At 48.5% G+C, this 13,540-nt stretch carries 12 protein-coding genes; 11 read left to right on the top strand and 1 reads right to left on the bottom strand.

Going from position 1 to position 13,540, the window contains the following annotated elements:
* The first annotated feature begins 17 nt into the window (after positions 1 to 17).
* The 8 genes from HJV72_RS15465 to HJV72_RS15430 all read left to right on the top strand — a co-directional run bounded on the left by HJV72_RS15465 (position 18) and on the right by HJV72_RS15430 (position 7,780).
* Positions 18 to 794 carry a cell division protein FtsQ/DivIB gene (locus HJV72_RS15465; RefSeq protein WP_208072277.1) on the top strand — a complete coding sequence of 259 codons (777 nt, stop codon included), beginning with the start codon at positions 18 to 20 and terminating at the stop codon, positions 792 to 794.
* A gap of 156 nt (positions 795 to 950) precedes the next feature.
* A complete protein-coding gene (gene ftsZ / locus HJV72_RS15460) occupies positions 951 to 2,180 on the top strand; it encodes a cell division protein FtsZ (protein ID WP_049727578.1) in 1,230 nt (409 codons plus the stop codon).
* A gap of 375 nt (positions 2,181 to 2,555) precedes the next feature.
* Positions 2,556 to 3,338 (top strand): sigma-E processing peptidase SpoIIGA, encoded by a 783-nt coding sequence (locus HJV72_RS15455; RefSeq protein WP_208072275.1) that lies wholly within the window; start codon positions 2,556 to 2,558, stop codon positions 3,336 to 3,338.
* A gap of 12 nt (positions 3,339 to 3,350) precedes the next feature.
* Positions 3,351 to 4,091 carry an RNA polymerase sporulation sigma factor SigE gene (gene sigE, locus HJV72_RS15450; RefSeq protein ID WP_049727580.1) on the top strand — a complete coding sequence of 247 codons (741 nt, stop codon included), beginning with the start codon at positions 3,351 to 3,353 and terminating at the stop codon, positions 4,089 to 4,091.
* 49 nt (positions 4,092 to 4,140) lie between these two features.
* The gene (locus HJV72_RS15445) at positions 4,141 to 5,751 is read left to right on the top strand and encodes an MBL fold metallo-hydrolase RNA specificity domain-containing protein (protein WP_208072273.1); all 1,611 of its coding nucleotides are present in this window, start codon (positions 4,141 to 4,143) and stop codon (positions 5,749 to 5,751) included.
* A 132-nt stretch (positions 5,752 to 5,883) separates the two neighbouring features.
* A complete protein-coding gene (gene sigG / locus HJV72_RS15440) occupies positions 5,884 to 6,663 on the top strand; it encodes an RNA polymerase sporulation sigma factor SigG (protein WP_049727582.1) in 780 nt (259 codons plus the stop codon).
* A gap of 168 nt (positions 6,664 to 6,831) precedes the next feature.
* Positions 6,832 to 7,479: an HAD family hydrolase gene (locus HJV72_RS15435; RefSeq protein ID WP_208072271.1), complete on the top strand. Its 648-nt coding sequence runs from the start codon at positions 6,832 to 6,834 to the stop codon at positions 7,477 to 7,479.
* A gap of 37 nt (positions 7,480 to 7,516) precedes the next feature.
* Positions 7,517 to 7,780 carry a glyoxalase gene (locus tag HJV72_RS15430; protein WP_132274260.1) on the top strand — a complete coding sequence of 88 codons (264 nt, stop codon included), beginning with the start codon at positions 7,517 to 7,519 and terminating at the stop codon, positions 7,778 to 7,780.
* Between the two features lie 33 nt (positions 7,781 to 7,813).
* Here HJV72_RS15430 and HJV72_RS15425 read toward each other — a convergent pair whose 3' ends face one another.
* On the bottom strand, positions 7,814 to 8,248 hold the full coding sequence (locus HJV72_RS15425) for a hypothetical protein (protein ID WP_132274263.1): 435 nt from the start codon (positions 8,246 to 8,248) through the stop codon (positions 7,814 to 7,816).
* Positions 8,249 to 8,386: 138 nt separating this feature from the next.
* Between HJV72_RS15425 and pth the strand changes: the two genes are divergently transcribed.
* The 3 genes from pth to HJV72_RS15410 are packed head-to-tail and all read left to right on the top strand — an operon-like array spanning position 8,387 to position 13,419.
* Positions 8,387 to 8,971 carry an aminoacyl-tRNA hydrolase gene (pth, locus tag HJV72_RS15420; protein ID WP_208072269.1) on the top strand — a complete coding sequence of 195 codons (585 nt, stop codon included), beginning with the start codon at positions 8,387 to 8,389 and terminating at the stop codon, positions 8,969 to 8,971.
* 2 nt (positions 8,972 to 8,973) lie between these two features.
* The gene (gene mfd / locus HJV72_RS15415) at positions 8,974 to 12,315 is read left to right on the top strand and encodes a transcription-repair coupling factor (protein ID WP_208072267.1); all 3,342 of its coding nucleotides are present in this window, start codon (positions 8,974 to 8,976) and stop codon (positions 12,313 to 12,315) included.
* Positions 12,316 to 12,366: 51 nt separating this feature from the next.
* Positions 12,367 to 13,419: a peptidylprolyl isomerase gene (locus HJV72_RS15410; protein ID WP_208072265.1), complete on the top strand. Its 1,053-nt coding sequence runs from the start codon at positions 12,367 to 12,369 to the stop codon at positions 13,417 to 13,419.
* The last annotated feature ends 121 nt before the right edge of the window (positions 13,420 to 13,540 follow it).

Genomic DNA, 13,540 nt, shown 5'->3' with positions numbered 1-13,540 from the left:
CTTAGGAGGAGTATACGATGGGAAAAAATGAGTATCAGGAGGATGAGGCGGCAAGGCCGAAGAAAAAGAAGAAAAAAAGCCATAAAGTCTATGCGCTTATGGTTCTGGTCATGGGCATTGCCATAATCGTGCTTGCAGTCCTGATTCTTTTCTATGTACAAAAGATAGAAGTCGAGGGGAACGAATACTGTAAGGATAAGGAGATTATCAATACGGTCCAGAATGACGGGTTTTCAATCAATACGTTGTACATACTCGGAAAATACGCGCTTGGCCGCGGAGAGCAGCTTCCGTGTCTGGATGATATGAAAGTCAGCATGAAAGCGCCATGGATTGTGAAGGTGACAGTGAAGGAAAAGCCGATCGTAGGTTACATATACGCGGGAAATGAGTACGCATATTTTGACAAAGAAGGAATGATCGTATATAAAGGCCCGGATTTTATCGAGGGGCTTCCATGCATAGAAGGGATAGATACCGGTGATATCAGCCTGTACGGCATGATTGAGAGCAAGGATAAAAGTATCTTCGAAGAGATGCTCGTAACTTCGCAGCAAGTGAAAAAATATAAGCTGTCCCCGGACAAGATCGTATGTCAGGACAACAAGATATATCTATATAAAGGAAAGATACGGATTTCACTAGGTAGCAGTGTCTCTTCGGAACAGATCGCACAGATTCCGCCGATTATGGAGAAGCTGGAGGGGAAAGAAGGAACACTCCATCTGGAAAACTATTCGGAAGGAAATACTACAATCACATTCAATGCAGAAGAAATACAGGAAGAAAATTAAGAAAAATGCGTAAAAATCAATAAATTAAGATAAAATTCTATTGATATTTTATACAAAAGCTTATATTATATACTATATATAGCAAAATGCGTTTTTGCGTTTTGCTCTGTGGGATGTATAATATATAATAAGGATAGGATAAAGGAGGAAAAACCCTTGCTAGAAATTAAGACGAATGAATCAGAAGCAGCGGCAAAGATTATTGTTGTTGGAGTCGGCGGAGGCGGTAATAACGCGGTAAACCGAATGATTGACGAACAGATTGCCGGTGTTGAATTTATTGCTATTAATACAGATAAACAGGCACTCCAGTTATGTAAGGCACCTACGCTTATGCAGATAGGGGACAAGATTACGAAAGGGCTCGGTGCGGGAGCGAAGCCGGAAGTAGGTGAAAAAGCGGCAGAGGAAAGTTCAGAAGAGATATCGGCAGCGCTTAAAGGCGCCGACATGGTATTTGTTACGTGTGGCATGGGAGGCGGTACCGGTACGGGTGCCACGCCGGTGGTCGCGCGTATAGCGAAGGAGCAGGGAGCTCTGACTGTCGGTGTTGTTACTAAGCCGTTCCGTTTCGAGTCAAAGACACGGATGAACAATGCACTTTCCGGAATCGAGAAGTTAAAGGAAAGCGTAGATACGCTGATCGTCATCCCGAATGACAAGCTGCTGGAGGTTGTGGACAGACGCACGACCATGCCTGAGGCGCTCAAAAAAGCAGATGAAGTATTACAGCAGGGTATTCAAGGTATTACCGACCTTATCAATGTACCTTCACTTATCAACCTTGACTTTGCCGATGTACAGACAGTCATGACGGACAAGGGTATCGCCCATATCGGTATCGGACAGGGCCGCGGCGACGACAAAGCGCTTGAGGCAGTTAAGCAGGCTGTTGCAAGCCCGCTGCTTGAGACGACGATTGCAGGCGCGTCCCATGTCATCATCAACGTGTCCGGTGATATTACGCTTATGGATGCTTCTGACGCGGCTGAGTATGTGCAGGATCTGGCAGGTGAAGATGCAAATATTATCTTCGGTGCCATGTATGACGATTCCAGGGCAGACGAAGCTACCATTACAGTCATAGCTACAGGTCTACATAACGTAGGCGGCAGCGCTTCAAAGCTGAAGGCAAGACTGGAGACTCAAAGAGGAGCAGTACCGCAGCAGGGTGCACAGGCATATGAGAGGCCTGCGGCTGCCACAGCGGCGAAGCCGTCATCCCAGAAGCTGGATCTTGGCATGGCTCCGACCAGAGGCGGCGGCACGACGGCCGCGCCCAGAAAGCCCGCAGGAGGGACGACACCTTCTCTGGATACGCCTAGAACGCCGACGAGCAAGGTAAAAGAGCAATCCATCAAGATACCTGATTTCTTTAAACGATAGAGAGCAGATCAATAGTAGGAATACAAGGAGGACTTCACATACGAAGTTCTCCTTTTTCGTTATAAAAGCAACATTGTTCTTTCTTTTATTCGACAATATATCACAATTCTTATCCCTATTCGCTCTTAATCCCCATATTTCTCCCATAAAATTCTCGCTTTTACCCAAAAAACAGACACAAAGTATTGTGCTTTGTCAAAACACAAATCCGAAAAAAACAGTCCCCAAAAATCTATATGTTGTGGTTTGGAACAGCTGTCGAAAGAAAATAAGAATGGATTCCATCATCTGACAAAATCTTTTGGACCTTCCTCGTATAATAAATCTTGCTTGAGTACCAAATCGATTTAGTATCAAAAGAGAAAGAGGTGGAATGTGTATTATGAGTTATACATAGACGTATTTTTTCTGGTGAACTTCATGATGGACTTCATGCTCCTGCAGATTACCCGCAGAATCCTGAAATGTTCTGCCACGCATGGAAGAATCTGCCTAGGTGCGGCTGCCGGAGCATTGCTCACCTGTGCTGTCGTGATAGTTCCCATACCATATGCGTTTATAAAATTCATACTGTTCCACGGTCTTGTCAATATTGTAATGCTTAAGGCAGGATTGAAAATCAGCTGGGACAGGACATTCGTGAAAGCTTATGTCGTGCTCTATATCAGCGGAATCCTCGTCGGAGGCGTATTTGAATATCTCCGGCAGTATATGAAGATTGGAAGCCTGTTCTTTGCCCTTGCGGTCGTGAGCTATTATGCAGTGCTTGGTATCTGGAACTTTCTGTCTTACCTTTCAAGGCTGAAAGAATACAGATGTGAAGCGGTCCTGTACAAGGATGAAAAGATGTGCAGGGTGGAAGCAGTGATAGATACCGGCAACAGCCTGAAAGATGCCGTGACAGGCAAACCGGTCAGCATCGTGGATGAAAGCGTTGTGAAGGCACTGACAGAAGCTGCCCTGCCGGACGGCATCCGGTACATACCGTACCATTCCGTCGGGAAAGAGTCAGGAGTCATGCCAGTCATTACGCTGGATAAGATGTGCGTGTGCCAGAAGAACGAGAAGTGGATCGAACGTCCGCTCATCGGCATCTGCGACGGTCATGTGGCATCAGATGGAGCATACAGGATGATATTAAATCCTGATATATTATAGGAGGAACAGATTATGGTTATCAAAGTAGCAGTACCGCATCAATTCAAACTAAAAGTAATTCCAGACTTTCGGACACTGCTTTTTCCGGATAAAAAGGATATACACTATATTGGGGGCTCTGAGATACTTCCCGCACCACTTGAGGCGGAGGAAGAAAGTGCCGTGATAGGTGACCTCGGTTCCGAATATGACGAACAGGCAAAAAAAGTGCTCATTGAACACAACCTCCGCCTGGTAGTGTACATAGCCAAGAAGTTCGACAACACAGGAGTCGGTGTGGAAGATCTGATTTCTATCGGCACGATTGGACTGATAAAAGCGATCAATACATTTAACCCCGAGAAAAATATAAAGCTGGCAACTTACGCGTCACGTTGCATTGAGAATGAGATACTGATGTATCTGAGAAGGAATAACAAGACGAAGATGGAAGTGTCCATAGATGAACCGTTGAATGTAGATTGGGATGGAAACGAACTTCTTCTCTCAGACATCCTGGGAACAGAAGAAGATACGATATATAAGGACCTGGAAAACGAGGTGGAACAGAAGCTTCTGCTGAAAGCAATCAGCAGGCTCTCCGGGAGAGAGCGGACGATAATACAGATGCGCTTCGGACTTGGGACTCCTGACGGGGAAGAGAAGACGCAGAAAGAGGTGGCGGATATGCTCGGCATATCACAGTCCTACATATCAAGGCTGGAGAAAAAAATCATGCAGAGGCTCCGGAGGGAAATGGTAAAGTATTCATAGCCACGTCCATAGAAAGGTGATACAATAAAAGAAAAAAGGGGTTGTGCATATGAAGCTTACTTTTATTGGGGCCGACCATGAAGTTACGGGAAGCTGTCACCTGATTGAAGCCTGTGGAAAAAATATTCTCGTCGACTGTGGCATGGAGCAGGGACCGGACCTGTATGAAAACCAGGATATACCGGTAACTTCCGGGGACATCGATTATGTCCTGCTCACCCATGCACATATCGACCATTCCGGAAAGATTCCGATGCTCTGTAAGCAGGGGTTCAAGGGGGACATAATTTCAACCTTTGCAACTGCCGACCTGTGCAACATCATGCTGCGCGATTCCGCGCACATCCAGGTGTTTGAGGCGGAATGGCGCAACAGGAAAGCGAAGCGCAGCGGAGCCGAACCGTATGAGCCGCTCTATACGATGGAACATGCAGAGGCGGCTGTCAAGCTTCTATCCCCCTGTGACTATAACCAGAGGATTACGCTTTGCGAAGGAATCGACGTGCGCTTTACGGATGTCGGACATCTGCTCGGATCTGCGGCTGTCGAAGTGTGGATTACGGAAGGCGGCGTGCAGAAGAAGATTGTGTTCTCCGGCGATATCGGCAATCTGAACCAGCCGATAATCAAGGACCCGCAGAAGGTAAAAGAGGCGGATTATATCGTGATAGAGTCTACATACGGCAATCGGACGCACGGTGCTGAGGCGCCAGATTATGTAGGTGATTTTACGAGGATACTGCGTGAGACGTTTGAAAGGGGCGGCAATCTCGTAGTGCCTTCGTTCGCCGTAGGACGGACTCAGGAGCTGCTTTATTTTATCCGGGAGATCAAGGAGCAGAAGCTGCTGCCGGAATTCCCTGATTTTGAAGTATACGTTGACAGCCCTCTTGCTATCGAGGCTACGAATGTGTTCAATAAGAACGTATGGTCCTGCTTCGATGAAGAGGCGCTGGCACTTGTGAATAAGGGAGTGAACCCGCTCTTGTTCAGAGGGCTAAAGACGACAATCACAAGCGATGAGTCGAAGATGATCAACTTTGACGACAGGCCGAAAGTCATCTTATCCGCTTCCGGGATGTGCGAGGCCGGCAGGATCCGGCATCATCTGAAGCACAACCTCTGGAGGAAAGAGTGCACCATATGCTTCGTCGGCTACCAGGCGGTGGGAACGCTCGGCAGAAAGCTCATAGAAGGTGCAGAGAGCGTGAAGCTGTTTGGCGAGCCGGTGGAAGTCAATGCAAGGATCGAGGTGCTCAAAGGAATCAGCGGCCATGCGGACATGAATGGCCTGCTGGCATGGCTGAAAGGGTTTGAGACTGTGCCGTCCCATGTATTTGTGGTACACGGCGAAGACCAGGTCACGGATGAATTCGCACGGACGATTACCGATACATTCGGATGTCCTGCGCTGGCACCGTATTCAGGAGGCAGCGTGGACCTGGCGACGGGAGAAGTGCTTACCATCGGTGTAAGGGAACCGAAAATAGCGGTGGAGAAGCCGGCCAGGACAAGGGCGGAGGCAGCGTTCAACAGGCTCGTCGCGGCCGCAAAACGTCTGCTTGAGGTCGTATATAAGAATGAAGGCCTGGCGAATAAGGAACTGGCCAAGTTCGAGACGCAGATACAGAATCTGGCGGAGAAGTGGGACAGAGATTAGAAAAGTGATGTCAAGCCCCAATAATTTTTATATTTTCGAAACGTTCGTATAATCCAAATCCATAATGAGAAAAATCTTATTGTACTTAATTTATTTGACAAAATGTTATGTTCAGTAAGGAGGATTCTTATTATGGCTCAGGGAAAAGTTGAAATATGTGGTGTAAATACGGCGAAGCTTCCCATCCTGAAAGAAGAGGAGAAGGAAGCTTTGTTTGCGCGTATAAAAGCAGGCGACCAGGAAGCGAAGGAAGAATATATCAAGGGAAATCTGAGGCTGGTCCTAAGCGTCATCAAGCGTTTCGGCGGCAGTAATGAGAATCCTGACGACCTCTTTCAGATTGGCTGCATCGGCCTGATCAAAGCAATCAATAACTTCAATACTGAGCTTGATGTCAAATTCTCGACTTATGCGGTGCCGATGATTATCGGTGAGATCAGGCGCTATATGAGGGACAACAATTCCATACGCGTCAGCCGGTCGCTTCGCGATACTGCTTACAAAGCGATATATGCGAAAGAAAATTATGTAAAAAGACACTTGAAAGAACCTACGGTGCAGGAGATAGCTGAGGAGATAGGGATTTCCAAAGAAGATATCGTATTTGCACTCGATGCGATACAGGTGCCGATGAGCCTGCAGGAACCAGTGTACAATGACGGCGGAGACGCCCTGTATGTGATGGACCAGATAAGCGACACGAAGAACAAGGAAGAGAAATGGGTGGAGGACTTGTCGCTGGAGGCGGCGATGGAACATCTTGGGGAGCGTGAGCGCTATATTATAAAGCTCCGTTTCTTTGAGGGCAAGACACAGATGGAAGTGGCGGAGGAGATTAATATCTCCCAGGCACAGGTGAGCAGGCTGGAGAAGAATGCCCTTCGCGTCATGAAGCAGTATCTGGAAAATTAAACGGAAGTTTTTGGGGTGGACAGAAGGTATATATAGCGGCGCGGCTGAAAGGGGCGAAAACAATCCTAATCTGCCGCGCTTTGCTCTGCCCGGCCGTCATTTCATCAAATTCCAGCTTGAAATTTATACACGTTCATACTATCATTAGGTACATAGGAGGATGTATGTATGAAAGCTTGCGTATTTGATTTGGACGGGACATTGACGGATACATTGGAATCCTTGGCATATTCGGTAAAAGCGACCTTGCGCGAGATGGGACTTGAGGAGATAACGACAGACGAGTGCAGACGATTTGTCGGAAACGGGGCGAGACGGCTGATGGAATGTGCGCTTGAGGCTGCCGGGGACAAGACGGGCAGCAGAATTGATGAAGGTATGGAGATATACGGACGTATATTTGATGCAAACTGTACATATCATGTAACACCATACGATGGAATACCTCAGATGATAACCAGACTCAGGGCAGTGGGCCTGAAGCTGGCGGTCCTTTCCAATAAGCCGCATGTACAGACCGTGAAAGTAGTGCAGGAGATATTCGGGGACGATATCTTCGACTGTGTGCAGGGGCAGATGGAAGGCTTAAAGAGGAAGCCGGATCCGGAGGGAGTGTACAAGGTGCTCGAAAGGCTGCATACGGAGAAAGAAGACTGCCTGTATATAGGCGATTCTGAAGTGGATGTGAAGACTGCATGCAATGCGGGGATAACATGTATCGGAGCAGCATGGGGGTTCCGTTCAAGAGAAATCCTGGCAGATGCAGGGGCGGAGCATATCATAGATATGCCGGAAGAATTACTGCAGTATGTATAAGAAGATCGTAACGTCACTTTAAGGGAGGATATCAAGGATGTATGAGTATGATGAAGATTGTCTGAGAACGTTTTTGGAGAAACAGTCGCAGCTGTTCGACGAGCCGGTCGCCATAACACTAGAAGAGGCAGAAGCATTCCTGGAAGACTGCATGGCCGTCGTTGTGGATGGAATCGGTGAAGTGAGGGAGTTCTTTGAGGAAGAAGGCCTGGACATAGAAGGAATGTCGGAGGAAGAGCTGGAAGAGGCTTCCGAAGTGTTCCCTCTGCCTAACGGCAGATTCCTGATCGTGGAAGGGTAGCCCGGGCAGCGCAGTACATTAGAAAAGCCGCAGCTATTTGGTAACTGCGGCTTTTTTCAATGCTTCGTCGATGGCATTGACGATAAGTTGAGAGGTATATGGATTGTCTTCGGAATACTTGATGTCGTCAAGCGACTGTTTGTCATATACCTGTTCTGCAATGTCTTCGATTGCAGGCTGGATAAGCGGGAACATGGTAGTTACTGTTTCGTCCAGGTTAGAGAACCGCACGGAATTGATGTGGGATTCATCTACCGATACTTCCACTTCCAGCGCTGTGTTGTTCAGCGTCACGGTGGATGTATAGACTCCCGGGACATATTTTTCTTCATCCGCACCGGCGCCTTTGCTCTTGGGAAGGAACATAAATACCAGTAAAAGGATCAATACTATTGCCAACACGGCAAATACCGCCGTGTATATAATCTCTTTCATATGCAATACAACTATTTTTGTTTTAGAACTCATAAAGCCCTCCTGTGTCGTGTATCGTATTTTCACTTTCTATAATGTATGAGATTTATCCTAAAATTATTCGTGGCTTTTGCGTGACAAAATGATTGCCCTCTTGTAGAATGTAATAGGGAGAAAATGAGGTGAGAGAAAATGTTTATTATCGCAGGACTTGGCAATCCTACATTACAGTACGAAGGTACAAGGCATAACGTGGGATTTGATGTCATAGATACGATTGCAGACAAATATAATATTTCCGTAGATTACCGGAAGAACAGGGCGTATGTCGGAAAAGGCGTCATTGCCGGACAGAAAGTGCTGCTCGTAAAGCCGCAGACGTATATGAATTTAAGCGGCGAGAGCATCAGGGCGCTCGTGGACTATTATAAAGTAGATGAGGAGACGGAGCTTCTCGTCATCTACGACGATGTAAGCCTCGGCGTCGGGCAGCTGCGCATACGCAAGAAAGGCAGCGCAGGGGGGCACAACGGGATAAAGAGCATCATCTCGTGCCTTGGGACGGACATATTTCCTCGTATAAAAGTAGGAGTCGGCGAGAAGCCGAAACGGTATGACCTGGCCGATTATGTGCTTGGCCATTTTTCTAAAGCAGAGCGGGAGATGATGGAGGAAGGGTATGGACATGCAGCTGAGGCCGTGGAGATGATAGCGGCGGGTGATATAGATGCGGCTATGAATGAGTATAACCGAAAAGTAAAGCCTAAGGAGGGCTAAATATGCAAGCCTTAATAAGGCCGTTAGAAGAATTTGCGGAATTTGAAGAGCTTCAGAAGAGAAAGAAGAGCAGTTCCGGTATGATACAGATATCCGGCTGCGTCAATTCACAGAAAACCCATATGATGTATGCGCTGAGCGATGGCTGTCACTATAAAGTCATCGCCTGTTCCAGTGAGTCAAAAGCGAAACAAATCTATGAAGAATACCGTTTCCTAGATCCGAATACATATCTGTACCCGGCAAAGGACCTTCTGTTCTATCAGGCAGATCTAAGGAGCAGAGAACTGGTACGGCAGAGGATGGAAGTCATCCAGTCCGTCATCACGGGTCAGGACATTACCGTTGTCACAAGCTTCGACGGGTTCATGGATGCTCTGCTGCCGAAGGCTGAAATCGAGAGACGTACGATAACGGTGAAAAGCGACAGCGCGGTCGACCTTGCCAAGATGCAAAGAGAGCTTGCCAGACTGGGCTATGACAGGGAGATACAGATAGAAGGCCCGGGGCAGTTCGCCGTCCGTGGAGGGATTCTGGATGTATATCCGCTGACAGAGGAACTTCCTATCAGAATAGAACTCTGGGGAGATGAGGTAGATTCGATTCGTACCTTCGATGTCGACACGCAGCGGTCTATAGAGAATCTCGAGGAAGTCGTCATATATCCGGCCAGCGAATTCCCGGAAGAGGGGGAGAAGAGGGTTTCCTTTCTGGATTATTTTGAACCGGAGCATACGATTCTATTTCTCGACGAGCCGGTGCGGCTTCTGGAAAAAGGCAAAGGCGTCGAGGATGAATTTATTGAAGCCCAGAAACGCCGTCTCGAAAGCGGCTACGATATGACCGATGCAGAAGCGCAGCTCTTTCATACGGATGAGATAGTCAAGCGGATGAACGGCTACAGCAGCATCGGCTTCTTTGCGTTGGAGATGCGCTGCAGAGGATTTGAAGTCCGTGCTTCCCTCAGTCTTATGACAAAGAGCGTTAATCCCTATAACAGCAGCTTCGACATGCTGACGCAGGACTTGAAACGCCTGAAGAGAAACGGCTACCGTGTCGTGCTACTTTCCGGTTCCAGAACGAGGGCAAAGCGGCTGGCCGAAGATCTGCGCGATTATAACCTGAGCAGCTATTACAGCGATGAGATGGACCGGGAGGTAAATCCCGGCGAGATTATGACCGCATACGGACACGTGGCAGAGGGGTACGAATACCCCATGCTTAAATTTACCGTGATTGCAGAGACGGATATCTTCGGCAAGGTCAAGAAGAAAAAGAAGAGGAAATCTTACGAAGGCCGTAAGATATTGAGCTTTTCTGAGCTGAAGCCGGGAGATTATGTCGTCCACGAAAACCATGGCCTTGGAATCTACCAGGGGATAGAGAAGATAGAAGTGGACAAAGTGGCAAAGGATTACATGAAGATATCCTATGCAAAAGGGGGAAATCTCTACATTCCGGCCACTCAGCTGGACCTGATACAGAAGTATGCAAGCTCGGATGCCAAGAAGCCGAAGCTGAACCGGCTCGGGACGCAGGAGTGGACGAAGACGAAGAAAAAAGTCCGGGGAGCGGTAAAAGAAATCGCTAGAGACCTTGTCGCGCTCTACGCGGCCCGGCAGGAGCAGGAAGGCTATGTGTACGGAGAAGACACGGTCTGGCAGCGGGAGTTCGAAGAGATGTTTCCCTTTGAGGAGACGGAGGACCAGCTTCTGGCCATCGAGGCGGTAAAGAGGGATATGCAGAGCCGCAGAATCATGGACCGCCTCATCTGCGGGGATGTCGGTTACGGCAAGACGGAGATAGCGATCAGGGCAGCGTTCAAGGCCGTGCAGGAGGATAAGCAGGTCGTATATCTCGTGCCGACGACGATACTTGCGCAGCAGCATTACAACACATTTGTTCAGCGGATGCGTGACTTTCCAGTGCGGATAGACCTCATGTGCCGGTTCCGTACGCCGTCACAGCAGAAGAAGACAGCCGAAGATACGAAGCGGGGTCTCGTCGATATCGTGATAGGGACGCATCGCGTGCTGAGCAATGATATGGAATTCAAGAACCTTGGTCTCCTCATCATCGATGAGGAGCAGAGGTTCGGTGTCCAGCACAAGGAGAAGATCAAAAAGCTGAAAGAAAACGTGGATGTGCTGACGCTTACCGCCACCCCTATACCGCGGACGCTTCATATGAGCCTGATCGGCATACGTGACATGAGCGTACTGGAAGAAGCGCCCAATGACAGGATGCCGATACAGACGTATGTGATGGAGTATAACGATGAGATGGTGCGCGAAGCGATAGAGAGGGAGTGCGCCCGCCAGGGACAGGTCTACTATGTCTATAACCGTGTGGAAGATATCGCGGAGGTTACGGCCGGCATACAGAAGCTCGTGCCGGAAGTCAGCGTCGCTTTTGCCCATGGGCAGATGAAAGAACACCAGCTGGAGAAGATCATGTATGATTTCATCAACGGTGAGATAGATGTCCTCGTATCCACCACCATTATCGAGACCGGGCTTGACATATCGAATGTCAATACGATGATCATCCACGATGCAGACCGGCTTGGACTGTCGCAGCTCTATCAGCTGAGGGGCCGCGTGGGCCGTTCCAACAGGATGGCATACGCGTTCCTTCTGTACCGGAGAGACAAGATGCTCAAAGAGGTAGCGGAAAAGCGTCTGGCTGCTATCCGCGAGTTCACCGAACTTGGCTCCGGGTTCAAGATTGCTATGCGCGATCTGGAAATCAGAGGTGCCGGCAACCTGCTCGGCGCACAGCAGCATGGGCATATGGAGGCGGTCGGTTACGACCTATACTGCAAGATGCTCAATGAGGCGGTAAAACATCTCAAAGGTGAGATGGAAGAGGAGACTTACACGACGACGATGGATCTGAACGTGGATGCGTACATCCCTGATTCTTATATTCTGAACGAATATCAGAAGCTGGATATATATAAGCGGATTGCCGCTGTGGAGACGGAGGATGAGATGGAGGATATGGTAGAGGAGCTCATCGACCGTTTTGGAGATATACCAAAGAAGGTGGAGACCCTGCTGAACGTCGCCCGTCTGAAAGCGCTGGCCCACAGCGTGTACGTGACGGCTGTGGAACAGAAAGGCGAGACATATACCTTTGTGATGTATGAGAAGGCGAAGGTCCATCCGGAACGGATTCAAGACCTTCTGGATGCATTCAAAGGGGCGCTCATATTTAAGACCGAAACGCCGCCATATTTCATATATGAAAAGAAGAACCGGAATAAAAAGGAAAAGAATGAAGATATTCTGCAGGTTGTGAAAAATGTGCTAATTGGAATAAAAGGATTGATTGACACTTAAAAACGGGCTATAATGGTGAAGTTAGCAGTACTAAGGAGGGTATATAAAAACATGAAAAAGAGAGTGTTACTATTTGCAATAACGGGTCTGCTCGCGGCGGGCGTCCTCACGGGATGTGGTTCCATCGACGAGGATGACGTGGTGGCGACTGTGGGAGAGAAAGAGATTACAGCCGATGTTGCAAATTTCTTTGCAAGATATACACAAGCCCAGTATGAGACGTATTATTCCGGTTACCTTGGGGAGGATATGTGGAATACTGACGCTGCAGAGGGACAGACATATGAAGAATTCGTCAAAGACTCTGTGCTGGAAGAGCTGGAAAAGATGCTCGTGCTGGAAGAGCACATGGGCGATTATGACGTATCTCTTACTGAGGAAGAGAAAGCTGTCATTGATAAATCCGCCAAAACCTTTGATGAAGACAATACGCTGGAATCCAAAGAGAAGATATCAGGTTCCAAGAAGACGGTAAAACGTGTACTGACGCTGATGGCAATACAGAAAAAGATGTCAGAAGCGATAGAAGCGGATGCGGATACGGAAGTATCGGATGACGAGGCGGCCCAGAAGAGTATGCAGTACGTGCTGTTCCCTTATACGAAAACCGATGATTCCGGCAAATCTGCCGACCTGTCGGATGAGGAAAAGGCTGAGGCCAAGGAGAAGGCAGAGAGCTTTGCACAAAGCGCTGAGACGGCAGAAGATTTCAATGCACTTGCCACAGAGCAGGGACTGGAAGCACAGACCGCCACGTTCGACAGCGAGTCCACAAGCCCGGATGAAGACCTCGTAAAGGCGGCGGACGCACTCGGAGAAGGAGAAGCGACCGGCGTCATAGAGACAGACAGCGGCTGCTATGTGGCCAAAGTGACAAGCCTTCTGGACAGGGAGGCGACGGATTCCAAAAAGGAAAGCATCGTTCAGGAGAGAAAGACAAAGCTCTACAACGATACGTGTGACAAATGGATCAAAAAGGCAGGCGTGAAGGTGAACAAAGGAGTCTGGAAGAAAGTGGACTTCAACGACCTGAGCGTCACCATCAAGCAGAGCAGCGAAGAACCATATTCCGACGGGGCCAAAACAGACGACCAGGCGGAGTAAATGTAGGTTTAAGTAAAGTGGCTGCGGGCTGGGAGCCGGGTGGCATCTGCTCCGATGCGTACGAGACTCCGACTATTTCACGTATCCCTAACCCTGCGGAATGCGCGCCGATAGCGGCTTA

The organism is Extibacter sp. GGCC_0201 (assembly GCF_017566055.1).
Classification (GTDB): domain Bacteria; phylum Bacillota; class Clostridia; order Lachnospirales; family Lachnospiraceae; genus Extibacter.
The sequence above is the reverse complement of the archived record's forward strand: the minus strand, read 5'-3'. Positions and strand labels throughout refer to the sequence as shown.

Coding starts and splice junctions, on each gene's coding strand:
- HJV72_RS15465 (WP_208072277.1), top strand. CDS start 18: ATGGGAAAAAATGAGTATCAGGAGGATGAGGCGGCAAGGCCGAAGAAA.
- sigG (WP_049727582.1), top strand. CDS start 5,884: ATGGCTCAGGGAAAAGTTGAAATATGTGGTGTAAATACGGCGAAGCTT.
- HJV72_RS15435 (WP_208072271.1), top strand. CDS start 6,832: ATGAAAGCTTGCGTATTTGATTTGGACGGGACATTGACGGATACATTG.
- mfd (WP_208072267.1), top strand. CDS start 8,974: ATGCAAGCCTTAATAAGGCCGTTAGAAGAATTTGCGGAATTTGAAGAG.
- HJV72_RS15430 (WP_132274260.1), top strand. CDS start 7,517: ATGTATGAGTATGATGAAGATTGTCTGAGAACGTTTTTGGAGAAACAG.
- sigE (WP_049727580.1), top strand. CDS start 3,351: ATGGTTATCAAAGTAGCAGTACCGCATCAATTCAAACTAAAAGTAATT.
- HJV72_RS15445 (WP_208072273.1), top strand. CDS start 4,141: ATGAAGCTTACTTTTATTGGGGCCGACCATGAAGTTACGGGAAGCTGT.
- HJV72_RS15410 (WP_208072265.1), top strand. CDS start 12,367: ATGAAAAAGAGAGTGTTACTATTTGCAATAACGGGTCTGCTCGCGGCG.
- pth (WP_208072269.1), top strand. CDS start 8,387: ATGTTTATTATCGCAGGACTTGGCAATCCTACATTACAGTACGAAGGT.
- HJV72_RS15425 (WP_132274263.1), bottom strand. CDS start 8,248: ATGAGTTCTAAAACAAAAATAGTTGTATTGCATATGAAAGAGATTATA.